Origin of the sequence: Sporosarcina sp. P34, from assembly GCF_002743375.1 — a bacterium.
GTDB lineage: Bacteria > Bacillota > Bacilli > Bacillales_A > Planococcaceae > Sporosarcina.
The window spans coordinates 125,082-148,749 of the sequence record NZ_PDZC01000004.1; the positions used below are offsets into that span (position 1 = coordinate 125,082).

Sequence of the window (23,668 nt, forward strand, 5' to 3'; positions counted from 1 at the left end):
AACAACACTCCTTTAGCCACCGATATAGTTCATATTGATTTTCTTCCGGTTCTTTATCGTCTGCTCCGTCCGTTCATCGGAATAGCGGTCTTTTCTGCCTCTCCACACGCTAGCAATCGCTTCATATAGTTCTTTGTCGGTTTGGTCCGAACGAATTAATTCGCGTAGGTCAAAGCCTTCTGATGCGAAAAGACACGTATATAATTTCCCTTCGGACGATAGACGTGAACGCGTACACGTTGAACAAAATGACTCCGAAACGGACGTAATGAAGCCGACTTGCGCATCTGTTCCTATATAGCGATAACGTTTTGCTACTTCACCGTAATAGTCTTCTTCCGCAGGCTCCATGTCGAATTCAGCGGCTAGCATGTCGTAGATCTCTTTTTTTGTTACGACTTTTTTGAAGCTCCAGCCATTGTCATTGCCGACATCCATGAACTCGATATAGCGCAATGTGATGCCACGTTCTTTGAAATACGTAGCCATCGGAAGGATTTCGCTCTCATTGACTCCTTTTTGTACGACCATATTCACTTTGATGGTGAAACCGATATCTTGTGCTTTTTGGATGTTTTTGAGAACGAGTTCAGGTGAAATGCCACGGCCGTTGATCTGACCGAATAGTTCTGGATCCAGTGCATCTAAACTGATATTCAGACGGCGCAATCCAGCGTCGTACAGCGGTTGTGCGTATTGACCGAGCATCACTGCATTGGTTGTCAGTCCGATGTCTTCGATTCCTTCGATGTCGTGAAGCTTCTGTATCAACTCGGGTAAATTCCGGCGCATCAGCGGTTCACCGCCCGTCAAGCGTAGCTTCTTCACACCTAACTGAGCAAAAATCCGTGCCAAGCGCTCCAATTCTTCAAACGACAACAATTCATTTTTAGCTAGAAATAAAAAGTCATCACCAAAAATTTCTTTCGGCATGCAGTACGTACAGCGGAAATTGCAGCGATCCGTAACGGAAATTCGCAAATCCCGAATCGGACGACCGAGTTGATCTACAATGGCATTCATCTTCTTCATCCCCTTTCCAGTTCACATGGCGTGTTGACATTTTTAAAAGCTATTTCTGGTGTATTCGTTAATAAAGCGCCTTCAATCCATTGACTTTCATGTTGTGCTTGCACATGCATCACCCGACGATTGCCATCGCGTAACGATTGTTTTATCGTCGATTTGACATTAGCTTGCCAGACCGAAACGAGTGGATGTCGCTTGCCTTCTACCGTGACAGACGAAATATCACCATGATGCAACGCTAGCAATCTTTTCATGATCGCCGCTTCCATAAACGGCATATCACACGGCAACACGACATAGCGATCAGCTTGCACGAATTCCATGGCGGATAAAATCCCGGCAAGAGGACCCATTCCGGAAACCGATTCCAGATCCGTCGTCACATGCACGCAGTCCGGAAACTGTTCACTATATTCTGAACGCGCCACGACAACGATTTCCTCGCAAATCGGTCGCAATGCCTCCAACGAGTACTGATAGAACGAGTGACCTTCATGCAGTGCAAACGCTTTTGGCGAGCCAAAACGGCGCGATTGTCCGCCCGCTAGCAACACACCGACTGTCTTCATCCGCCACTCACTGGTGGAATAAACGCGCAGACATCTCCTGCCTGAATGACATCATCCTTTAAGGCATATTCTTCATTTACCGCCACATGGATGGTCTCTTTACCGAAACCTGGATACGTTTCTTCCGCCCAGTTCAGCAATTCTTCGACCGTCAAAGGCGCGCGATCCAAAGACTCTTCACCTTTACCCGTCAATTCGCGCAATCTTGCAAAGTAATGAACCGTAATCATCATGATTCGCTCCCTTTCTCTGGATATTTCTTCTGTGCACCGATCCACTCTTCGCCGTCTTCCCAGATTTCCTTCTTCCAAATCGGTACGACTTCTTTAATGCGCTCAATTGCATATTCATTCGCCTCATATGCTGCTTTCCTGTGAGGAGACGATACCGCGATAACTACGGCAATGTCTGATATTTTCAACTCGCCAATCCGATGCGCCATAGCGACTTGAACTCCAGGCCACTTCGCTTCCATCTCCGCACCGATTTCAGCGAGCTTTTTTTCCGCCATCGGTACATAGGCTTCATACGCAAGATACAATGTGCGAACACCATGCGTCCATTCGCGAACATGTCCCGTGAATACCGTCACCGCACCCGCTGCTGGATGCAAAACGAGATCGCTGTATTTCTGCACATCAATCGGCTGCTCTATAATTTCATATCGCTTCATTGTCCCGCCTCCACCCATTCTTTTAACCAGTCATCAAGTCGTGTAATGTCTTCAAAAAGCTCGGCTGTTTTCACCGTTCGAATGATTCCAGACAACGACTCCAGCTCTTTCCGTTCATCTTCGTTTCGGATGAGCACCACTTTCTCACCGGCTTCTTTTTTATAGCCTTCTATAAATAAAACGCCTGGCTCACTTAACGCGGCCAATGTCTTTAGCTGTTCAAATGAATAGTCTTTATTTTGTATCAATTGTATCATATCCCCCCCGGCGACAAGGGTTGAGACTGCTCCAAACTCTAAGAATTGCACCGTATCCGTATGCGTTGGCGGCAGTTCAGGCGCACCTCCATGCCCATGATGTTTGAGCACTGCGACTTCGTAACCAAGACGTTTCAGCACGGTAATCCAGTGCGAAACGAGTGTCGTTTTCCCACTATTTTTGAAGCCTACGACATGTAGCGTTTTCATAATTCCCAACGCTCCACACCTTGTTCCGTACCTAGCAATAATACGTCCACTATCATGCCTTTTTCATAACCGCGAGTTCCGCTCGGCAAGACGATGATGCAGTTGCCCCGTGCAATAGAAGACACTGCACTGGATTTATTGAAACCTGCTGGCGTCGCTAGGATTCCTTCGTTTGTCATCGACCAGCTGGCGCGAACAAAACGTGTGAACGGATTCGCTTTCTTGAAATCGTCACCAAGAATCGCTTGAATACGCGGCATATAAGGTGCTGTACAGCCCATCATCGAGTAAATGGCAGGACGCGCGAACAATTCAAACCCTGTGAAGCAAGCAGACGGATTCCCCGATAGACCGAATAATAATTTATCTCCTAATACCGCTACTGTCGTGACACTGCCTGGACGCATCGCCACTTTATTGAACAAAACTTCCGCGCCAAGACGCTCATAGATCATAGGTAAATAATCGTAATCCCCGACCGACACGCCACCCGTCGTAATGAGCAAGTCTGTTTCCTGAAGTGCTTTCTCGACGATTTCAGTACATGCATCCAAATTGTCTTCCATCATGCCATATGATGCATACTCAATCCCCATTCGCGTCAACTGTGCACGAATCATCGGCCCATTCGAATTGCGGATCTTCCCTGATTCCAGTTCATCCGTGACATTGAGCAATTCCGTCCCAGTCGACAATACCCCAGCAATCGGTCGTTTCGCAACACGCACTTGTGCATAGCCAAATGTCGCTAGCAGCGCAATGGTTCCTGGATGAATGATCGTTCCTGCTTCAATCAATGTCTCCCCTTGTTTCGCATCTTCACCTTGACGCGAAATATTTTCGCCCGCTTCAAACGATTTTCGTAACGTAAATCCACTGTCATTCTCCACCGTTTGCTCCAGCATAACGACTGCATCCGCATGTTCCGGAATTAATGCACCTGTCATGATGCGAAACGATTCACCTGGCCCAATCGGACGATCTGCTACATGCCCTGCGCCAATTTCTCCAATCACACGGAAGGCTTTTCTATCATCACCTGAAGCACCCATCGAATCTTCCGCCCGAATCGCAAATCCATCATACGGCGAACGATCAAATGGCGGCACGTCATGCTTCGCTATGATGGGTTCTGCTAACACACGACCATATGTATCTTCTAACGGAAGAACTTCCGTCCCCAACTTATGTACATTTTTCATCACACGTCCTACAGCTTCCGCCACTTGAATCGGTTTTCGAATTTCTACCACGTACATCTCCTACTTTCTTTTGTTATACTAACTAGTACAATGAAATGAAACGAAAGGATGATCATCATGTCCGAACTTACACACTTCAATGAACAAGGCCGCGCCAAAATGGTCGACGTGTCCGACAAAGAAACGACATTACGTACTGCAATCGCTACATCATCAATTATGGTAAACAAATCGATTCACGAGCAAATCACTCATGGCACGAATAAAAAAGGAGACGTCTTCGCAGTTGCGCAAGTCGCCGCCATCATGGCCGCGAAAAATACGTCCAACATCATTCCAATGTGCCATCCACTTCCTTTAACGGGCGTAGATGTCCGATTTGATTGGGATATCGATGAAGAATCTTCCCATTATCATGTGCTAATCGAAGCCGAAGTCAAAACGAAAGGCGTGACCGGAGTCGAAATGGAAGCCCTGACTGCCGCTTCTGCCGCCGCATTGACGATTTACGATATGTGTAAAGCTGCCGGCAAGGACATGGTCATCGGCCCCACTATGCTTCAGCATAAATCTGGCGGGAAAAATGGAGATTATCAACGCGCGGACTAAACGTCGCGCGTTTTTTTGATTGGATTTGGGTGGTGTGCTCATACTTTCATGTTATCCGCTCTATTAGCACGCGCAGCCGATCATACTCTCACGCTAGCCGCTCTATCAGCATGCGCAGCCGATCATACTCTCACGCTAGCCGCTCTATCAACAAGCGAAACCGATCATACTCTCACGCCAGCCGCTCTATCCCCCACGTCATCCCTCATCCACTACCCCAAATGCTTTCCAAGCTCATGCACAATATGCGGCAACTCCGGCACGATCAACTTATCCATCGCAAGCTTCACGGCCTTTGAAGAGCCGGGCAATAAAAATACCGCCTGCAATCCGATTCCACCTGCCGTTGCGCGACTGAGCAACGCTTTTGAGCCTACATCTTCGGTATAGCTCAAAAAGCGAAACAGTTCACCGAATCCGTCTAACGGTTTTGTGAAATAGGGTGACACGGTTTCCACTGTAATATCCCGCGCGCCGATCCCCGTTCCGCCCGTGAAGATCATTGCTTGAATCAACGAATCGGACAACCAAATAGACAACTGCGCTTCAATACGTGACGCTTCATCTGGACAAATCTCGTATGCCTTCACAATATGTCCCGCTTCGAGTAGCTTATCGCAAATCACCTTGCCGCTTTTGTCTTCCGCTTTTGTTCGCGTATCACTGATTGTCAGTACAGCCACTGCAACCGATTGGTCACGCGCTTTTTGTGGTAAATGAGTCTCTTCCATTTACTACTCCTCCTAGCCAAATAATGAATGATAGATTTTTCGTCCTTCTCGCATATCTTTTAAACCATGAATCAACAACCTGCCATTACCGAACAAAATACAGCGATAGCTTTCCGCCTGAAATTCCACGAAAAATGGTGTCTCACGGTATTTCGATTCTAGTTGTTGGGCGACTTTCACACCGTCTGCTACTGTCAACTTGCGTCCTGCGTCAGGTATGATTTGTACCGTATCACGTCCGCACAGCACAGCGTATTGCGTGCCCGCCGCTTGATGCAACGCAGGATACGTTGGATGTTCACCACATGTTTCGCATTGCGGATTTTTCATCCGGCTGATTCCCGCTTCAACGGATGTATTATTCCACACATCAAAATGCAGAAGTTTCGTGCGCATGGCCTCTTCATTTCCTGTCAGCCATTTCATCGCTTCCGCGCTTTGATGTGCAGCCGAAATCTGTACTGCAGGCGCAATGACCCCTACTGTATCACATGTTTCATTGACCGCTGGCATGACCGGCAGTAGACAGCGAAAACATGGTGTCTTGCTTGGTATGAAAGGAAAGACGCTACCTGAACTGCTAACGACCGCGCCGTAGACCCAAGGGATATGTAGTTTCCACGCGACGTCATTGATCAGCAAACGCGTCTCGAAATTATCGGTTGCATCAAGTAAAATATCCGCACCGACCGCAATTTCTTCGAGCAACGGTCCGTCGATATGATCGAGCACCGTAATAATGTCAACATCTTCACGAATGGCATGCAAACGACGTGCTGCTGCTACGACTTTTGGCACACTATTTTTTGCATCCGCTTCGACGAATAATTGTTGCCTTTGCAGATTAGAGGCCTCCACATAATCGCGGTCTGCCAGCGTAATTTTACCGATTCCCGCGCGTACGAGCGTCTCGGAAATCGATGAACCGAGTGCGCCGCAGCCTATAATCACTGCATGTGCATCCGATAGCTGCCGCTGTCCCGACAACCCAATAGGTTGAAATAATGTTTGCCGTGAATATCGATTCTCCACTGTATCTACTTCCTTTCAAGAAACAACAAGCGAGGCAACCGGTTAAGACCGATTGCCTGCGTGTGTCTCTGGACTAATATCACTGAATGAACCTACGTAGCGAACGACGTCGCCTGTTCCATCTTTCACCGAACTGATGGATAGGAACTCCAAGTACTCTTCGCCACTCTTTCTCTTATTCCAAATTTCACCTTGCCAGACACCCTGTTCATTAAGAGTGTGCCACATATCATTGTAGTATTCACGGTCATGCCTGCCTGAACTTAAGATGTTCGGACTTCGACCGAGGACTTCCTCTTCACTATAACCTGTTAGTTTCGTGAACGCCGGATTGACCGAAACGATGAGACCTTTTGAATTGGTTACGAGAATACCTTGGCCAGTTGAATCAAACACTTCTTTAGATAAGCTCGTCCGATCCATATAATAGAGCCAGAAAGCCAATACAAGGCTGGCTAATGATACTTGTGAAAACGCCATGAAACCAATAGAGTAGGAACCTGTCATCGAGAAAATCGTTGCGAGTAATAATGGAGGGAAAAATCCACCAAGACCACCCATCATCGATACAATCCCGTTCACCGTACCTGCTTGCTTACTAAAATACATCGGTACTAATTTAAAGATTACACCATTTCCAATACCCGCTGCTGCCGCAATCATAATACTGCCGACTGTGTACAATGCGATATCTGGTGAAAATGCCAGTACGATGGACGCAATCGTCAAGCCTGCGAAACAACCCATTAATATGAATAGCGGCTGGAACTTATCGCCTAACCAACCACCGACCGGACGTAATAACGTCGCGACGACGATGAAGCCTGCTGTACGAAGTCCCGCGTCGACCTTATCGAGACCAAAGTAATTGACGAGGAAACTTGGCAAAAACACAGTAAATGCAACGAACGAGCCGAATGTGATGAAATAAAATAACGAGAAGAACCAGAGTTTCTCATTCTTGTAGACACCTTTAATTTGCTCGATAATCGGTGCTTTTACTTTTACTTCCTTGCGATCACCAAAGATGAAGTTCAATGCGATGAACGCAAGTAATAATATTAGATACAGTTTGACGGTCATGGACCAGCCGAACTTCATCGCAAGGACGGGTGCTGAAAACGTCGTGATCGCCGTCCCGATGTTCCCCATTCCGTAAATACCATTGACGAGTCCGTGCTTTTCTTTAGGATAATACTTCGGTAGCGACGTAACACCAACAGAGAAAATCGCGCCCCCAATTCCGAGCAACGTTCCGCCAATTAAAAGCCCTGTCACGGTTGATGTTTCACTTATGTAGTAGACAGGAAATAGCAATACGATGAAACTGATGAAAAACATCATACGCGCGCCATAGACATTGGCGTAGTAACCAAGTGGAATTCGCAAAATCGAACCGAGTACTACAGGGATTGCTGTGATGATGGCTACACGCTCTGGTGGAATGCTAATATCTTCGCTAATAAATGGCAATAAGGAAGAGATCAGGACCCATACCATGAAGCCAACAACTAGATTGGCCGTCTGCAGAGGTAATTGAATCTTTTGTGTCATAGGAATCCATCCCATCTGTAGTTAGTTGAAAATCTACCCAACACTCTTTCTTTTAAACTACTATAGTTTGTTACTCTGGTAAAATGGACGTATACAATTGTTCGAATAATTCATCTTGCTCTTTTGCACGTAAGACCGATAGTACCATCGGAAAGATGACGTTTTCCTCTTTCACAAAGTGGATCATGATGACTTCAAACGCTTCGCCTGCGTCTTTTACGACGTCTTGCATCATAGCGAGTGTAAATTCCGATAGATCCCCTCTCGTATGGTGGAGGAAATGTCCAATATACGCATCGATTTCATCGTGTTCTTCTTGCACTGCTTGAACCGGTCCTTGATCATTCCCCACATATTTCGCGAGCATCGGAAACAGGAACGCTTCTTCTTTTTCTGTATGATTTTTTAGCGGATCGATGAACTCGACGACTAGCTCGCGCAATCTTGTGAGCGCTTCGAGACCTTCGTCACGCGTGAACTGTTCATTCTCAAAATCCAGCACGATCGCATGCCACTGCTCCATCAAAGACGTTAAGTAACGATGTTCATTTTCGAGCACGCGTAGGGCAGGTAGCGTATGCGTCAGTCCTGTATTGCTCATCATCTTTCACCTCTTCATTAGAAACTTAGAAACTTCTTGCGTAGCGCGTATTCGACGAGTTCCGGACGGCTTTTCAATTGCAACTTGTCCATCAATTTCGCTTTATGCGCTTCTACCGTCTTGACGGAAATATACAGCATTTCCGCTATTTCCTTATTACCATACCCTTTTGCAACAAGCGGCAGAATCTCAATTTCCCGTTTAGATAAAATCTTGAACGGATCATCTTCATCTGTCTCTTTCGTCCCTTTTTTCACGAACTCCCTGACGAGCGAAGTAGCCATAGACGGATGAACATACGTCCCGCCGTCATATACTTCACGAATGGCGTGGAGCAACTCTTCGTCGGGAGCATTTTTTAAAATATAGCCCGCTGCACCATTTTTCAGTACGTGGAACATGTATTCCTCATCATCGTACATTGTTAAAATAATGATCTTTGTTTCTGGAAAGTCTTCATGGATTTTGCCTGTCGCAATCAAGCCACTTTGGCCAGGAGGCATGCTAAGATCCAGTAAAATAATATCCGGTCTGTGCTTCGCAACTAGTTCATATGCTTCCAATCCATCTGCAGCTGTTGCTACGACTTCCATATCGTCTTGAAAATTCAAGATATGCATAAATCCTGTGCGGACGACTGCATGATCATCAGCTATTATGATTTTCACTCGTTGCCCTCTCCTTCTTCAGCGGAATATTCGCTTGGACTGTTGTGCCTTCTAGCTGACTAGAGACGATCGTTAAACTGCCACCTACTAATTCCACCCGTTCTCTCATCCCATATAGACCGAGGCCCGTGCCTTGTGGGGTACCGTCATTGACATCAAAGCCGACACCTTCGTCGCATACTTTTAGTTGTAACTGTCCGTCCACTTCATCTAATGTTAAAAAAACATCTTCTACTTGGGCATATTTCATGGAGTTGAGAATCGCTTCCTGTCCGATGCGATACACAACGGTCTCAATCGCACCATCATACCGTCTTTCTTTCACATCCGATTCGAAATGAACATACAGTCCGTAATTCTTCTCTAAATTCTTGATGTGCGTCCGGAAAGCGGCTTCCAATCCGAAATCATCTAATACTGCTGGTCGCAATTCGACAGATAGATGACGAATCTCATCGAGTAAGCGCATAAGTGAACCTTCTGTTTGGCGCAACTTCTCGAGCGCTTTGTCGTTCATGCCCATATATTTCAAGACCCGTAAATCGACGAGCGAACTGAGCATTTCCTGTGCCACGCTGTCATGCAGCTCACGTGAAATTCGTTTGCGTTCATTTTCCTGCGCTAAAATGACTTGTTGCATCCGTAATCTCTGGTGGAGAATTTCAGATGTCTGGGTTTGTCTCGTTAGATTACGCAACATCAACATGGATACGTGTTGATCTTCATCCAACACCTGATAGGTTGCGCTGTATGGTTGCACGCCAAGATCTTTTGTCTCCAAAAAGAGTTGGAATGAAGAGACAGTTTGTTGTGGTTTCTCCATGAAACACGAGACACATGTCATCTGTTCGTCTTCACTCGTAAAGCCACGGCATGTAAGACAAATGGCATCCGCCTCGCCTTGCAGCATCTTTTCATAGAGAGCAGGTTCCATTATTTGTTTCGCTGCTTCATTCATTGATAGAATTTTGCCATTCTCGCCGAAAAAAAACATTGCTTCTGTCGTACGATCGTATAGTTTGTGCAGCATAGTCGTTAGCTGGTCATCGTTCAATAAAGTCATCCTTCAATCGCTCCTTCATGTGAAACGGTCCGAATTGAGGTCCTACCGCATGCCTGAATTGCTCAAACTTGTCAGCCGTTAACCGGTCCACTTCACGATAGCCAATCAAAAGTACGCCTTGCACATGGTCACCAAGGAATAGAGGAATTGCGCCAAAACTTTTCAGCTTTTCAAATACGACAATTGGATAGTTATAGAGATCGCCCTCCACTATACTTGCTTCAACATTCTTGATTTTCATCAGCTTCCCTGTCTTGAACACAATTCCTGCCACGCCTTTTCCCGATTGAAGGACAATTCTACGGTAGCGTACACTGATATTCCCCGTTACATATCGCCACCTAAGATCGTGATGATATTTCTTCAAATCCACTAACGCCAAGCCGATGAAATCCGCATGAAGCGTTTCTTTCAGTTCGTCAATCGCCAGTTGGAAATCACTATTTACTTGTCCTGTCATAGACTTAATCTCCTATTATTCATCATTCGCTTACCGGGGTGATTGTTTAGTCGGCTGATGTTTTCTATATAGAATATAACTTCTACCTACATAATTCAATGGCACACTCCAGACGTGAACGAGTCGTGTAAATGGCCACATCGCGAAAATAAGGAAGCCAGTTAAAACATGAAGCTTGAACGCTATAGGAACAGCCGCCATATACGCAGCTTCCGGTTGGAATATGAGCAATGATCTGAACCACACAGAAATCGTATCACGGTAATCGAATCCTGGTGTCATCGTGTTTGTAATCAATGAGCTATATACTCCAATGAACACGATAAATAGCAAAAAGGAATTGACGAGTAAATCCGATCTCGAAGATAATTGGCGAACATTTCTCTTTGTGAAACGTCGGGACGTCAAAATAATCATTCCGGCTAATGTCACCACGCCAAAGAATCCGCCACCCCACACAGCACCGATATGGTACATATGGTCGCTGATCCCCATTGCCCGTGTCCACTCTTTCGGAATCCCAAGTCCTGCCACATGACCTAAAATGACGGGGAAGATACCGATGTGGAACAGCAAACTGCCAATCATTAATTGCTTCTTCTCGATAAATTCACTCGACTTCGCGGTCCAGCCGAATTGATCATTCTTATAGCGGAAAATATGTCCTACGATAAATACGGCAATACAGATGTAAGGAAAAATGACCCAAAGAAATTGACTAGTCATTAGCGGAAACCTCCCGTTGAATACATGATTTACATGTTTCACGCAGTGCACGGATCAAATGAAGCCATGGACTTTCATACTTTTCAAGTGCTTTCATTAAAAAGTAGGAACCATCCTCGATGACCGCGAGCAACATAGAAAAGCTCTGTTGTGCTCGCGGATCTCCCTTCCATTCAGCTGCATAAATAAATTCACACATTAACGGAAGTAAATCAGATAGTTCTTCATCCGGCATTTCGAGCCCGAACATTTCGTATAACACTTTTAACTGTGCCAGCGTCTGACCGCGCTCTTTCGAGTCTGCAAACTTTACATAAGTCATGAACAGCGTGGCGTCTTTCTGGAAATCGAATGTGTATGTGTACATTTCCTGAATTTCATCCAAACTATACGTTTGCATCGCTTCCCAGTAGAGCTGCAGGTCAGCATAACCCGCAGCATCTTCCGTTACGTACTCATTCCACATATCTGGATGGAATGTTAGCTTTTCCGGATAGTTCAGTTGATGGGAGAAAAAGCCGAAGATATGCTTCTTGTCATATAAGAGGTCCAGATTAATCACGCCAGATCCCCCCATAGAAGTTTTCTTCATAGATTTCTTTGCCCGTTTTCACTGGCGCGGCTCCCGGTGTTACAGGTCCGCAACCGTCACAACCTCCGTCCAAGCCCATTACAGAAAATGAAGAATACGGATTCTGAGCCGGTGCTTGTTCACCGTAAGTTCCCATACCGTCGTAACCTGCTGAACCTTGTGAGCGGTAGACGTTCATTTGACTTTCCTTATGAGATGTTGGAATGACGAAACGATCTTCATATTTGGCAATGGCAAGCAAGCGATACATCTGCTTTGTCTGTTTCGCATTCAAACCGACACGCTCCAATTTCGTTTCGTCGAAGTCCTTGCCTGAAGAAACCGCACGCATATACGAACGCATCATAGCCATACGCTGCAAGCCTCCTTTGACAATATCCACGTCTCCAGCCGTCAGCATATTCGCCAAATACTGAAGCGGGATTCGCATTTCTTCGATAGCCGGGAAAATCATGTCCGGATTTTTGATGGAGTCTTTCCCTTCAAAGTAGTTCATAATCGGGCTAAGTGGCGGAACGTACCATACCATTGGCAATGTTCGGTATTCCGGGTGCAACGGGAAGGCCAACTTGTACTCGATCGCTAACTTATAAACCGGTGAGTTTTGTGCTGCGTCAATCCAGTCCTCCGAAATGCCATCTTTAATTGCTTGCTCGATGATTTCCGGGTCATGCGGATCTAGGAATAAATCACATTGTGCTTGGTACAAGTCTTTCGGATCCGGTGTGGATGCGGCTTCCTGTACGCGGTCTGCGTCGTAAAGCAAGACACCTAAATAGCGGATTCGACCAGTACACGTCTCGGAACAAACGGTTGGCAAACCGGATTCCACGCGCGGGAAACAGAACGTACATTTCTCGGCTTTATTCGTTTTCCAGTTGAAGTACACTTTCTTGTACGGACAACCCGTCATACAGTACCGCCATCCGCGACACGCTTCTTGGTCGACCAGAACGATTCCATCTTCTTCACGCTTGTACATGGCGCCTGACGGACAAGAGGCTACACAGCTCGGGTTCAAGCAATGTTCGCATAGTCGTGGCAAGTACATCATGAACGCTTGTTCAAAGTTGAATTTGATTTCTTCTTCAATTTTCTCGATATTCGGGTCAGTAGGTCCTGTAATATGCGCGCCAGCTAACTGATCCTCCCAGTTCGGGCCCCACTCTGGATCCATGTATTCGCCCGTAATGACGGACTTCGCACGTGCAACCGGTGTATGCTCTCGGTCCGGTGCGGACGTCAGTTTTTCATAGTCGTATGTCCATGGCTCATAGTAATCTTGCATTTCTGGCATATCCGGATTATAGAAGATTTTGCCGAGTGCGATTTTCGATAGCTTGGAACCCGATTTCAGTTCGAGCTTGCCCTTTCGCAACTGCCAACCGCCCTTATAAAGCTCCTGATCTTCCCAGCGTTTCGGGTAACCAATCCCCGGTTTCGTTTCTACGTTATTGAACCACATATACTCGGCACCTTCACGGTTCGTCCATGTCGTTTTACACGTCACACTGCATGTATGACACCCAATACACTTGTCTAAGTTCATTACCATTGCAACTTGCGCTTTAATTTTCAAGCCAGTTGACCTCCTTCATCTTACGGACTGCGACGTAGACATCACGTTGATTACCGATCGGTCCGTAGTAATTGAATCCATAACTGAGCTGTGCATAGCCGCCTACCATTTGAGTCGGCTTCATGTGAATTCGCGTCGGTGCATTGTGGCTTCCTCCGCGTTGCTCGGTGATTTCTGAACCTGGCATTTGAATATGCTTGTCCTGTGCGTGGTACATAAACATCGTACCTTTAGGCATTCTGTGACTGACAACGGCACGTGCGTTGACGACACCGTTTCGGTTATATACTTCGAGCCAAGCATTGTCGTCGATTCCGTGCTCTTCTGCGTCGAGATTCGATAGCCACACTGTCGGACCACCGCGGAACAACGTGAGCATATGCTGATTGTCTTGGTAAGTCGAGTGGATATTCCACTTACCGTGCGGTGTTAAATAGCGAAGAACGAGTGCATCTTGTCCGCCTTTAATTTCTGCATCGCGATCCGCAAAGACGAATGGTGGAAGCGTCGGTTTATAGACTGGCAATGATTCACCAAATCCAAGGAATAATTCGTGGTCGACGTAGAAATGCTGTCTTCCCGTTAATGTGCGGAATGGCACGAGACGTTCGATATTCGTCGTAAACGGCGAGTAGCGTCGGCCCAGTTTATTCGAACCACTGAAGACCGGTGTTGGAATCACTTCACGCGGCTGCGCGGTAATACCTGCGAATGTGAATCGCTCTGCTGCGCGGTCCGCGGAGATATCTTTTAGTTCCATGCCCGTATCATGCTCTGCGGCTTCAAATGCTTTTTGTGATACACGGCCGTTTGTTGCGGAAGATAGCGTCAACATGGCTTCCGCTGCATGTTTCGCTGTGTACAATTTAGGTAAGCCATCTTTCACGGTATCGTCTTCATATATCCCGTTGATCCCTTTCATCAGTTCATATTCATCCGCTACCGAGAAACTAACACCATGTGCGCCGGTTTTCCCTGTCGACAATAGCGGTCCGAGCGTAATATATTTATCGTAAACCTTCGTAAAGTCACGCTCTACAATCGTCATACCCGGCATCGTTTGGCCCGGAATTGCTTCCACTTCGTCTTTACTCCAGTCATGCACTTCGCCCATCGGCTGAGCAATTTCTTGAACCGAGTCATGCGCTAATGGAGAGGTAACCAAGTCTTTGTAGACACCCGGCAAATGCGTTTCCGCAAGTGTCGAGAACGTTTTTGCGATTTCACGATAAATGTCCCAGTCCGATTTGGATTCCCATAATGGGTTGACTGCCGGATTGAATGGATGGACGAATGGGTGCATATCAGTTGATGAAAGATCCACTTTCTCATACCACGTAGCAGCCGGTAGAACGAGATCTGCATATAGCGGTGTCGCAGTCATGCGGAAGTCGAGTGCCACTAATAGATCGAGCTTTCCTTCCACATCATCACGCCACACCATTTCTTTCGGCTTCATATCCTCATTCGGCGTAGCAAGCAAGCCGTCCGAAGCCCCGAGTAAGTGCCGCATGAAGTATTCTTGCCCTTTTGCAGAACTTGAGATCAAGTTCGAACGCCAGACAAATAATGAACGCGGGAAGTTTTCCGGTGCACCTGGATCTTCTGCTGCGAATCGTAGTTCGCCAGATTTCAGCTGATCGACGACATGGGAAACGACTTCTTTCGTATCCGTCTTACCTAGTTTCGCTGCTTCTTCTACGAGCAACAAACTATTTTTGTTGAATTGAGGATACGACGGCAACCAGCCAAGACGCGCTGCGAGGACGTTATAGTCTGCTGGATGCTGGTATCTCGCTTCCCCACCAAGTGGTGACATGAGTGTATCAGTACCCGCCTCTTCGTACTTCCATTGATCGGTCGCAAAGTAGAAAAATGATGTGGCATTTTGTAGACGTGGCGGACCTTGCCAGTCTTTCGCAAAGGCAATCGTGCTCCAGCCCTCGATTGGACGACATTTCTCTTGCCCTACGTAATGCGCCCAACCTCCACCATTCACACCTTGTGAAGCCGTCAACGTGACAAGGTTGAGAATCGCGCGGTAGATCGTATCACTGTTGAACCAGTGATTGATTCCTGCTCCCATGATAATCATCGAACGTCCACCTGTGTCGATAGCGTTTTGTGCGAACTCCATTGCGATCTGCGTAACGAGTTCCGGTTTAACATTCGTGATCGCTTCTTGCCAAGCTGGTGTATAGATAGAAGTAACATCGTCATAACCTGTTGCCTCGAGCTCACTGTCGATTCGATTTACTCCGTACTGACTCAACATCACGTCGTACGTTGTCGCAACAAAACGCTCCGTGCCGTCCGCGAATTGTACTTTCATCACAGGAATCGGACGCTTGAATGTGCCATTTCCTCGGTTATCGAAGTATGGGAAATGAATCTCTTGCCATTGCTCCGCTTGCTTTTCGATGGATAATGCAGGTTCAATACGTGTGCCATCTTCATTTTCCAATTGCAAATTCCACTTGACGTCTTCTTCCCAGCGCTGCCCCATCGTGCCGTTCGGAACAATGATCTCTTCTTTCGCTTCATCAAATAACATAGGTTTCCAATCTGCGTGAGCTGTCTGTTGTCCAAGATCGCTTGCGCGCAAGAATCGCCCAGCTTTATACGAATCTTCATGCGGATCAAGTAAAATCAAGAACGGCATATCGGTGTATTGTTTGGCATAGTTAATAAATGTCGGTTCTTTACGTTTTTGATAGAATTCATCCAAAATAACATGCGTCATCGCTTGGGCAACTGCTGCATCCGTTCCTGGATTTGCTGCGATCCAGTCATCCGCATGCGTGACACTTTCTGCATAGTCGGGTGCGACGGAAACAACTTTGGTTCCTTTATAGCGGACTTCCGTCATGAAGTGCGCATCGGGCGTCCGGGTAAGCGGTACGTTCGAACCCCACATGATGATGTAACCTGCGTTAAACCAGTCACTCGATTCCGGAACGTCTGTCTGTTCACCCCAGATTTGTGGAGAGGATGGAGGAAGATCCGCGTACCAGTCGTAGAAACTGAGCATTTCGCCACCAAGCAATGAAATGAAGCGAGCCCCCGATGCATAACTGACCATGGACATCGCAGGAATCGGCGTGAATCCTGCCACACGATCCGGACCGTATTTTCGTACTGTATAGATGAGTTGTGCCGCAATAAGCATCGTCGCATCCCGCCAATGAATCCGAACGTGTCCGCCTTTTCCGCGGGCTTTTTTGTATTCATTGGATTTCTCAGGATCCTCAACGATGGCTGTCCATGCTTGTACAGGATCTTTCGTTTCCTCCAACGCTTCGTTCCACATGCGCCACAGCTTGCCGCGTATGTAAGGATACTTCACGCGCAATGGACTGTATTCATACCAAGAAAACGATGCGCCACGTGGACAACCACGCGGTTCGAATTCAGGCATATCAGGTCCACAGGAAGGATAATCGATTTGCTGATTTTCCCATGTGATGATGCCATTTTTGACGAAGACTTTCCAGCTACAGGAGCCTGTACAGTTTACGCCATGCGTCGTACGGACAACTTTGTCATGCGACCAGCGTTGACGGTACATGTTTTCCCAATCGCGATTTTTCTCTTCCAGCACTGACCAACTTCCAGAGTAACTCTCTACAGGTTTAAAATAATTCAATCCGAATCTCTTTTTCATTGAACATTTCCACTCCTTTTTAGAACGTAGCAGTAAACGAATCAGACCTACTAATTTCCATACCCTAAAATAGACTAATTAATCTGAATTTTGTCTAAGGGAATTCCCTATTAATCTAAAAATATAGTAGGTCTTTTCTATCGATTCTCATAAAATAGCTTTATATTATACAAGTATACGTGTTTTTCTACACGTTTCTATCAGGGGATTCCCTATTCCCTTTCTACAAATCCCTCATGTTAATTTTTGAATTAAAGGAAAACGCTTGATTCCGGATTCTGGAAACGTTCTGTAACTTTCGCATTTTTACGTACTTTTCTTAAATGAGTGGAGATATTAGTATAGTTCTCATAATATTATGTTGATTTCATTTATATAAATGATAGAATTATATACAAAATGAAAGGTAAGGTGGATGATACCGTGACAAACGAATTAAACAAGGTACTTCGTTGTGAAGCACTGAAAGATAAGATTGTTACAGCTGAAGAAGCAGCTTCTTGGATCGAGGATGGAATGTCTTTAGGTCTAAGTGGATTTACATTGTCCGGAGACGCTAAAGCGGTTCCATTGGCATTGGCAGAACGAGGAAAAACTGAGGACTTCAAAGTAAACGTTTTCACTGGTGCTTCAATGGGCCCGAACGTTGATGAATTGATGGCCAATGCAGACGTAATCAATTTACGTGTTCCTTACCAAGGCAACCCGGCAATGCGTGGCAAAATCAACTCAGGTGATTCGTTCTATATCGATCAGCACCTTTCACATACAGCTGAATGGATTCGCCAAGGCGTAATCGGTCCAATTGACTATGCAATCATTGAAGCAGCTGCTATTACAGAAGAGGGATACATCATCCCAACTGGCTCTGTTGGTAACTCTCCAATTTTCGTTCAAGAAGCGAAGCATGTCATCATCGAATTGAATGTTAATGCGCCTGCGGAGTTTGAAGGTTTACATGACATCTACATCCCAGACGCTCAGAACCAACGTAAAGAAATCCCTGTGTACAGTGCAACAGATAAAATCGGTACACCAGGAATTAAAGTAGATCCTGAAAAAGTGGTCGGAATTGTCCTTACAGAACAAGGCGATATTCCTTCCCCTATCGTTCCTCCAGATGAAGAGACACAAGAGATCGCAAACAACTTGTTGGACTTCTTCCGTGACGAGATCAAATTAGGTCGTATGGATGAAACGCTTATGCCTCTTCAATCAGGTGTCGGTTCGGTTGCGAACGCAGTACTTGATGGTATGCGAACTTCCGAGTTTAAAGATATCGAAGTCTATTCTGAAGTACTTCAAGACGCAATCTTCGACTTGATCGATGACGGCGTAGTGAAATTCGCTTCTGCTACTTCATTGACTCTGTCTAAAAAGCGTTTGGACAGCTTTAAAGACGATATTAGTAAATACCGTGACAAGCTTGTGTTCCGTCCACAAGAAATCTCAAACCACCCGGAAGTTATCCGTCGTTTGGGTATCATTTCATTCAACACAGCGCTTGAGCTAGACATCTACGGAAACGTTAACTCTACACATGTTAGCGGAACACGCATGATGAACGGAATCGGTGGATCAGGTGACTTCGCTCGTAACGCTCGCATCGCGATTTTCGTTACGAAGTCTTACGCAAAAGGCGGAGACGTGTCATCGATCGTACCTTTCTCTTCTCACGTGGACCACACAGAGCACGACGTAGACGTAATTGTTACGGAACAAGGATACGCGGATCTTCGCGGCTTGGCTCCAAGACAAAAAGCGGAATTGTTGATCGAGAACTGTGCTCACCCTGACTTCAAGGAAGAGCTACGCGATTATTATAATAGAGCAGTTGAACAAGTTGGCGGACAAACTCCACACATCTTGGAAGAGGCACTATCTTGGCACGTGAATCTTGCGAAAAACAAGACGATGCACAAGACTGCTGAAGCTCAGAAGTAATTTTATAACGTTGAAACGACCAAGCGGACTTTGATCCGCTTGGTTTTTTTGTTTTTTTCAGGGAGGGGGGTTAGAGCGGATGCAGGGAGGGGTATTGAGCGCTTGAATGGCTGGATAGAGCGCGTTCGGGGATTCATAGAGCGGTTGAGGAAATGTATGAGCGGATAGCGTAGAAGTATGAGCGCTTGGCCGTATGTGGGGGCGTATCCTTCTGAAAATTGATGGATCTAAGTCGCCACGGTCGACATTGAGCGGTTAACTCGGCGGATAGAGCAGATGCCGGGATATATTGAGCGATTAAATGGCTGGATAGAGCGCGTTCGGGAATTCATTGATCGGTTGAGGAAATGTATGAGCGGATAGCGCAATAGTATGAGCGCTCAGCCATATGTCTAAGCGGCTTCTCATAATGAAAATGGTGCACCCCCCTCCTCACATAAAAAAGAGGAACCCGTCACGGATTCCCCTTCCTTTATTTATTACAAATCATCAAAGCCGTTCAAATCACTAGTCTTCACATATTGACGGCTCGTTTGTTCGAAGAAGTCCGTTTTTGTATCGTCGAAGTTATCGACGTACGCGCGGATCCACTTCATTGGATTATCTGTGAACTCTGGATAGATTTCGCTTAAGCCTAGCATGCGTAACATTTTATTCGCGCGATACTTCACGTAACCTTCCATCTCATCCAACTCAAGGCCATCGATCCCCGCTAATACATAGCGACTCCAGATAACTTCTTGCTCGACGGAGTGACGGAATTGGTCATAGATCCATTCCGTGAATTCGTCTGTGTTGTATTCTGGATTTTCAGCTAAAGCTGCGCGGAAAATATCGCTGATAGCTTTACCGTGCTGTAGTTCGTCACGGTTAATGTACGAAATCATTGTGGATGTGCCGACCATTTTTTGATGGCGTGCTAAGTTATAGAAAAACGCGAAGCCACTGTAGAAGAATAGGCCTTCTAGTAATGTCGTATACACCATTGCTTTTAAAACTGTTTCAATTGTCGGGTTCTCCGCGAATTCATTGTAGACTTCAACAATTCGTTCATTTCGCTTCATTAATACTTCGTCTGTACGGCCCATTTCGAAGGCTGCCATCTGCTTATCCAAGTTCGTGACAGATGAAAGTACGTACGCATAGCTGTGGTTATGCTCACTTTCCTGGTCTGCAATGGTCGCGAGAATTGACTTGACGGAAGGATCCGTTGTGAAGTCTGCGATTTTCATCGCGATGACAGTTTGTGGACCGTCAAGTGTCGCAAGTAGCCCGATAATTTTTAGGAATGCGGATTGTTCTTCTTGCGTCAGGCTTGCGAACTGCTTGACGTCTTGCGTCATGTCTACTTCGTTCGCTGTCCAGAACAGGGAACGGATTCGCTGACGTAATGTATAGAAATGGGGATGCGCGAGGTCGTTCCAGTTTAGAATGCCGCTTGCTTCCCCACCGAAAATAGCTGTAGCCTTATTCGGGTTTGCAGGATTTAATACTTTTACTCTTGTAAGTGTCGCCAATGGTCGAGCACTCCTTTCGTCCAATTCGTAACGGTTTTTTCTTGTATGCCACGTGGGCTTTGCTCGATCTTTAATGGTTCAATAGGTGAATGATAAAATTTCGCTAGCTTATCTGCAGCTTTACAAAATAATTCATCGCCGCCAAACTGTGTATCCCCTGTGCCAAAGACATAGACGAGCTCAGGTTTATAACCAACATCCGCTACGAAATCTTTGACTTCATCGGGTGTTGCACCTTTTTCCCATGTGAATGAACCGATACAAAATGCGTCGTATTCTTTAATATCAGGGATGACGCCGATGCCGATACGATGTGTATCGACTTCGACGCCTTCACTTTGTAGACTTTCTGTAATCAATTCCGCTACTTCCTGCGTGTTGCCACTCCAGGATGCATAGGCGATTAAGAATGACACCACTCGCACTCCTCAATCTCCGCTGCAGTTGAACGCATATAGTACGTGGTTTTCATGCCTGATTTCCATGCCTGCAAGTGCAAGTCCAAAATAACCGATGCGCGGATGGAATTTGGTACATAAATATTGAATGAAATCGACTGATCGATGTGTTGCTGACGAGCGGCGTTTTGCTTGATCGACCAACGCTGATCGACGATGTACGCTGAACGACGGTAGATGTCATACGTATTGTGGTCCAAATCCGGTGCAATGACTGGTAATTTATAGTCTTTCTTCTCTTCATGGTAGAAAGGCTTGAATACTGGATCGATCGATGCTGTCGAGCCTGCGATAACCGAAGTCGAACTGTTCGGTGCGACTGCCATTAAATAGCCGTTACGCATACCGTTCATTGCCACATCCATGCGCAGTTCACGCCATTTATTTGAATCGTATTCGCGTTGCTCGAAGTATTCACCTGTTTGCCAGTCTGATCCATCAAATAATGGATATGCGCCTTTTTCTTTTGATAACTCCATGGAGGCTTTAATTGTCAAATATGCGATATTTTCATATAACTCGTCTGCGAAATCCACCGCTTCGTCCGATTCCCACTGAATGTTTTTCAACGCGAGTAAATGGTGCCAGCCGAATGTGCCGAGTCCAATTCCACGGTAGCGTGCATTCGTGCGTTGCGCTTGTACAACTGGGATTTGGTTCTGATCGATGACGTTGTCGAGCATACGCACTTGAATTTTGATCAAACGGTCTAGCACATCTGCCGTCACTGCTCTTCCAAGGTTAATCGATGATAGATTACATACGACGAAATCGCCTGGCTTCGTGCGTGTAACGACCATGTCGTCTTCTAGTGTTACGGATTCATGTGTACTTGCTGACATATTTTGTAATATTTCTGAACACAAATTACTAGAATAAATCATTCCTTCATGCTTATTCGGATTCATGCGGTTTACTTCGTCACGATAGAACATGAATGGTGTTCCCGTCTCGAGCTGGCTACGCAAAATACGTTTCATGATTTCAATCGCTGGAACCGTCTCTCGTGATAGATCTTCATTACGGACGCATTCTTCATACTTCTCGCGGAATGTTCCTTGTCCTTTAGTTTCATCATAGAAGTCCTCCAATGAATAGCCCATTTTCGTGCGGACTTCATGTGGATCGAATAAATGCCAGTCTTCACGGGACTCGACTTTCTCCATAAACAAGTCTGGCAAGCAAACGCCTGTGAAGATATCATGTGCACGTAAACGATCATCGCCGTTATTGAGCTTGAGATCGAGGAAAGTGAAAATATCTTGATGCCATACGTCGAGATAAACGGCTACGGCACCTTGACGTTGACCGAGTTGATCGACACTGACTGCCGTATTGTTCAACTGTTTGATCCATGGCAGAACACCGCTTGACGCGCCTTCGAAGCCGCGAATCGATGCACCGCGAGAACGAACTTTCCCCATATAGACACCGATACCGCCACCGAATTTCGACAAGTTCGCGATATCAGTGTTGCTGTTGTAAATTCCTTGTAAGGAATCATCCACTGTATCGATAAAGCAACTGGATAGCTGACCGTGCATCTTGCCTGCGTTGGATAATGTTGGTGTCGCTACCGTCATGTATAAATTGCTCATCGCCCAGTATGCTTCGCCAACTTTATGAATACGGTCTACTGTTTCGTCTTGCATTAGCGTCATCGCGATGATCAACCAGCGCTCTTGCGGTAGCTCCACGGGCTGTTTCTTAAAGTTTACGGTGACGTATCGGTCTACTAATGTTTTCAAACCGATATATGTGAATAATAGGTCACGGGAAGGATCGAGTAGTTTACCGATTTCCTGAAGCTCGTCCCGGCTGTATTTTTCCGTTAGAACGGATGTATATAAACCTTGTTCCACCAAGCGTTCTACATTTTTCGCAAAGTCGGTATAAGCATCCGCCCCACGCAATGCTTGTTGCTTTGCATAGACGTCGAATAAATAAATACGTGCCGCTACAAACGTCCAATACGTATTTGCTTCATCAATACGGCTTAATGACTCCAGCACCATCGCGTTCGTCCATTCAGTTGCTGTGCTAGCCGGGTGGCGCTCTTGGAATTTCTCACTTGCCTCGATTAATGGCTCCATTTGTTTCTTGCCGAATTCTTCTTGTAGGTTTTCCAACACTAGATGAAGTCCCTTAGTTTCTTGAATAATAGCCATGATATCCGCTCCCTTTAGTTAATTAATTCGGTTATGTACTAAATAAAAAAACTCCCAATACAATCGGGAGTCGTCAATTGACGCTTAGTAGATCGCGGAAAGTTTTAGGCAGACTGAAATAAGACTGCTTTGTGCTTTCACTCTCCAACCCCGAAGAATGTTTTGCTGAGATGACTGGCAGGTCTACTGGCTGGCACATCATTCTTCCATCTTTCCTTCCCGCCGAAGCAGTGGTTTAATAAGATAGTCGTCCGTGCCCTCAGTTGCGGGGGCAGCTCCGTTAGTGGCGGATTCCCTTTTAAACGTGGTGGGTACCAATTCATCTATTTGCTGTTACACACTATATATAGTGTGTTGATTCA

The 23,668-nt window shown here is 46.0% G+C and carries 22 protein-coding genes and 1 riboswitch; of the genes, 2 read left to right on the forward strand and 20 right to left on the reverse strand.

The genetic code is table 11. The features are described from left to right. Positions 1-12: 12 nt before the first annotated feature. From moaA to CSV63_RS08795, 6 genes are read right to left on the reverse strand one after another with little or no spacing between them, the layout of a single operon-like run. Positions 13-1,032 (reverse strand): GTP 3',8-cyclase MoaA, encoded by a 1,020-nt coding sequence (gene moaA / locus CSV63_RS08770; protein WP_099695498.1) that lies wholly within the window; start codon positions 1,030-1,032, stop codon positions 13-15. Next, a complete protein-coding gene (gene mobA / locus CSV63_RS08775; protein ID WP_099695499.1) occupies positions 1,029-1,598 on the reverse strand; it encodes a molybdenum cofactor guanylyltransferase in 570 nt (189 codons plus the stop codon). Before mobA ends, moaA begins: the two co-directional genes overlap by 4 nt. Then, the gene (moaD, locus tag CSV63_RS08780; protein ID WP_029053550.1) at positions 1,595-1,828 is read right to left on the reverse strand and encodes a molybdopterin converting factor subunit 1; all 234 of its coding nucleotides are present in this window, start codon (positions 1,826-1,828) and stop codon (positions 1,595-1,597) included. The genes mobA and moaD overlap by 4 nt, the downstream gene beginning before the upstream one ends. After that, positions 1,828-2,271 carry a molybdenum cofactor biosynthesis protein MoaE gene (locus CSV63_RS08785; RefSeq protein ID WP_099695500.1) on the reverse strand — a complete coding sequence of 148 codons (444 nt, stop codon included), beginning with the start codon at positions 2,269-2,271 and terminating at the stop codon, positions 1,828-1,830. The genes moaD and CSV63_RS08785 overlap by 1 nt, the downstream gene beginning before the upstream one ends. Next, the gene (gene mobB / locus CSV63_RS08790) at positions 2,268-2,738 is read right to left on the reverse strand and encodes a molybdopterin-guanine dinucleotide biosynthesis protein B (protein ID WP_143565389.1); all 471 of its coding nucleotides are present in this window, start codon (positions 2,736-2,738) and stop codon (positions 2,268-2,270) included. Before mobB ends, CSV63_RS08785 begins: the two co-directional genes overlap by 4 nt. Beyond that, positions 2,735-3,991 (reverse strand): molybdopterin molybdotransferase MoeA, encoded by a 1,257-nt coding sequence (locus CSV63_RS08795; RefSeq protein ID WP_099695502.1) that lies wholly within the window; start codon positions 3,989-3,991, stop codon positions 2,735-2,737. Before CSV63_RS08795 ends, mobB begins: the two co-directional genes overlap by 4 nt. Positions 3,992-4,057: 66 nt before the next feature. Between CSV63_RS08795 and moaC the strand changes: the two genes are divergently transcribed. Further along, positions 4,058-4,549: a cyclic pyranopterin monophosphate synthase MoaC gene (gene moaC, locus CSV63_RS08800; RefSeq protein ID WP_099695503.1), complete on the forward strand. Its 492-nt coding sequence runs from the start codon at positions 4,058-4,060 to the stop codon at positions 4,547-4,549. A gap of 212 nt (positions 4,550-4,761) precedes the next feature. Here moaC and CSV63_RS08805 read toward each other — a convergent pair whose 3' ends face one another. The 11 genes from CSV63_RS08805 to CSV63_RS08855 all read right to left on the reverse strand — a co-directional run bounded on the left by CSV63_RS08805 (position 4,762) and on the right by CSV63_RS08855 (position 17,219). Continuing rightward, complete coding sequence (locus CSV63_RS08805; protein ID WP_099695504.1) at positions 4,762-5,280, reverse strand: MogA/MoaB family molybdenum cofactor biosynthesis protein; 519 nt, start codon at positions 5,278-5,280, stop codon at positions 4,762-4,764. Between the two features lie 12 nt (positions 5,281-5,292). After that, positions 5,293-6,312, reverse strand: coding sequence for a ThiF family adenylyltransferase (locus CSV63_RS08810; RefSeq protein WP_099695505.1), 1,020 nt, complete (start codon positions 6,310-6,312; stop codon positions 5,293-5,295). Positions 6,313-6,354: 42 nt separating this feature from the next. Beyond that, a complete protein-coding gene (locus tag CSV63_RS08815) occupies positions 6,355-7,866 on the reverse strand; it encodes an MFS transporter (protein WP_099695506.1) in 1,512 nt (503 codons plus the stop codon). 70 nt (positions 7,867-7,936) lie between these two features. Next, positions 7,937-8,470, reverse strand: a complete 534-nt coding sequence (locus CSV63_RS08820; RefSeq protein WP_233192014.1) for a hemerythrin domain-containing protein — start codon at positions 8,468-8,470, stop codon at positions 7,937-7,939. A gap of 14 nt (positions 8,471-8,484) precedes the next feature. Next, on the reverse strand, positions 8,485-9,135 hold the full coding sequence (locus tag CSV63_RS08825) for a response regulator (RefSeq protein ID WP_099695507.1): 651 nt from the start codon (positions 9,133-9,135) through the stop codon (positions 8,485-8,487). After that, positions 9,116-10,198, reverse strand: coding sequence for a sensor histidine kinase (locus CSV63_RS08830; protein ID WP_099695508.1), 1,083 nt, complete (start codon positions 10,196-10,198; stop codon positions 9,116-9,118). The genes CSV63_RS08825 and CSV63_RS08830 overlap by 20 nt, the downstream gene beginning before the upstream one ends. Beyond that, positions 10,179-10,658, reverse strand: a complete 480-nt coding sequence (locus CSV63_RS08835) for a GAF domain-containing protein (protein WP_099695509.1) — start codon at positions 10,656-10,658, stop codon at positions 10,179-10,181. Before CSV63_RS08835 ends, CSV63_RS08830 begins: the two co-directional genes overlap by 20 nt. A 30-nt stretch (positions 10,659-10,688) precedes the next feature. Then, positions 10,689-11,384 (reverse strand): respiratory nitrate reductase subunit gamma, encoded by a 696-nt coding sequence (narI, locus tag CSV63_RS08840; protein ID WP_099695510.1) that lies wholly within the window; start codon positions 11,382-11,384, stop codon positions 10,689-10,691. Next, entirely contained in the window at positions 11,377-11,946 is a 570-nt protein-coding gene (gene narJ, locus CSV63_RS08845; RefSeq protein WP_099675633.1) for a nitrate reductase molybdenum cofactor assembly chaperone, read from the reverse strand. The genes narI and narJ overlap by 8 nt, the downstream gene beginning before the upstream one ends. Beyond that, a complete protein-coding gene (gene narH, locus CSV63_RS08850; protein ID WP_099695511.1) occupies positions 11,939-13,555 on the reverse strand; it encodes a nitrate reductase subunit beta in 1,617 nt (538 codons plus the stop codon). Before narH ends, narJ begins: the two co-directional genes overlap by 8 nt. Further along, a complete protein-coding gene (locus tag CSV63_RS08855; protein ID WP_099695512.1) occupies positions 13,545-17,219 on the reverse strand; it encodes a nitrate reductase subunit alpha in 3,675 nt (1,224 codons plus the stop codon). Before CSV63_RS08855 ends, narH begins: the two co-directional genes overlap by 11 nt. A 399-nt stretch (positions 17,220-17,618) precedes the next feature. On the opposite strand from CSV63_RS08855, the gene CSV63_RS08860 reads away from it, so the two are divergent. Next, positions 17,619-19,163, forward strand: a complete 1,545-nt coding sequence (locus CSV63_RS08860; RefSeq protein ID WP_369823822.1) for a succinyl-CoA:acetate CoA-transferase ScpC — start codon at positions 17,619-17,621, stop codon at positions 19,161-19,163. Positions 19,164-19,642: 479 nt separating this feature from the next. Here CSV63_RS08860 and CSV63_RS08865 read toward each other — a convergent pair whose 3' ends face one another. The 3 genes from CSV63_RS08865 to CSV63_RS08875 are packed head-to-tail and all read right to left on the reverse strand — an operon-like array spanning position 19,643 to position 23,306. Then, positions 19,643-20,680: a ribonucleotide-diphosphate reductase subunit beta gene (locus CSV63_RS08865; RefSeq protein WP_099695514.1), complete on the reverse strand. Its 1,038-nt coding sequence runs from the start codon at positions 20,678-20,680 to the stop codon at positions 19,643-19,645. After that, the gene (locus CSV63_RS08870; RefSeq protein WP_099695515.1) at positions 20,659-21,096 is read right to left on the reverse strand and encodes a flavodoxin; all 438 of its coding nucleotides are present in this window, start codon (positions 21,094-21,096) and stop codon (positions 20,659-20,661) included. Before CSV63_RS08870 ends, CSV63_RS08865 begins: the two co-directional genes overlap by 22 nt. Then, on the reverse strand, positions 21,084-23,306 hold the full coding sequence (locus CSV63_RS08875) for a ribonucleoside-diphosphate reductase subunit alpha (protein ID WP_099695516.1): 2,223 nt from the start codon (positions 23,304-23,306) through the stop codon (positions 21,084-21,086). Before CSV63_RS08875 ends, CSV63_RS08870 begins: the two co-directional genes overlap by 13 nt. A 159-nt stretch (positions 23,307-23,465) precedes the next feature. Further along, positions 23,466-23,640: riboswitch (cobalamin riboswitch) on the reverse strand. Positions 23,641-23,668 lie beyond the last annotated feature (28 nt).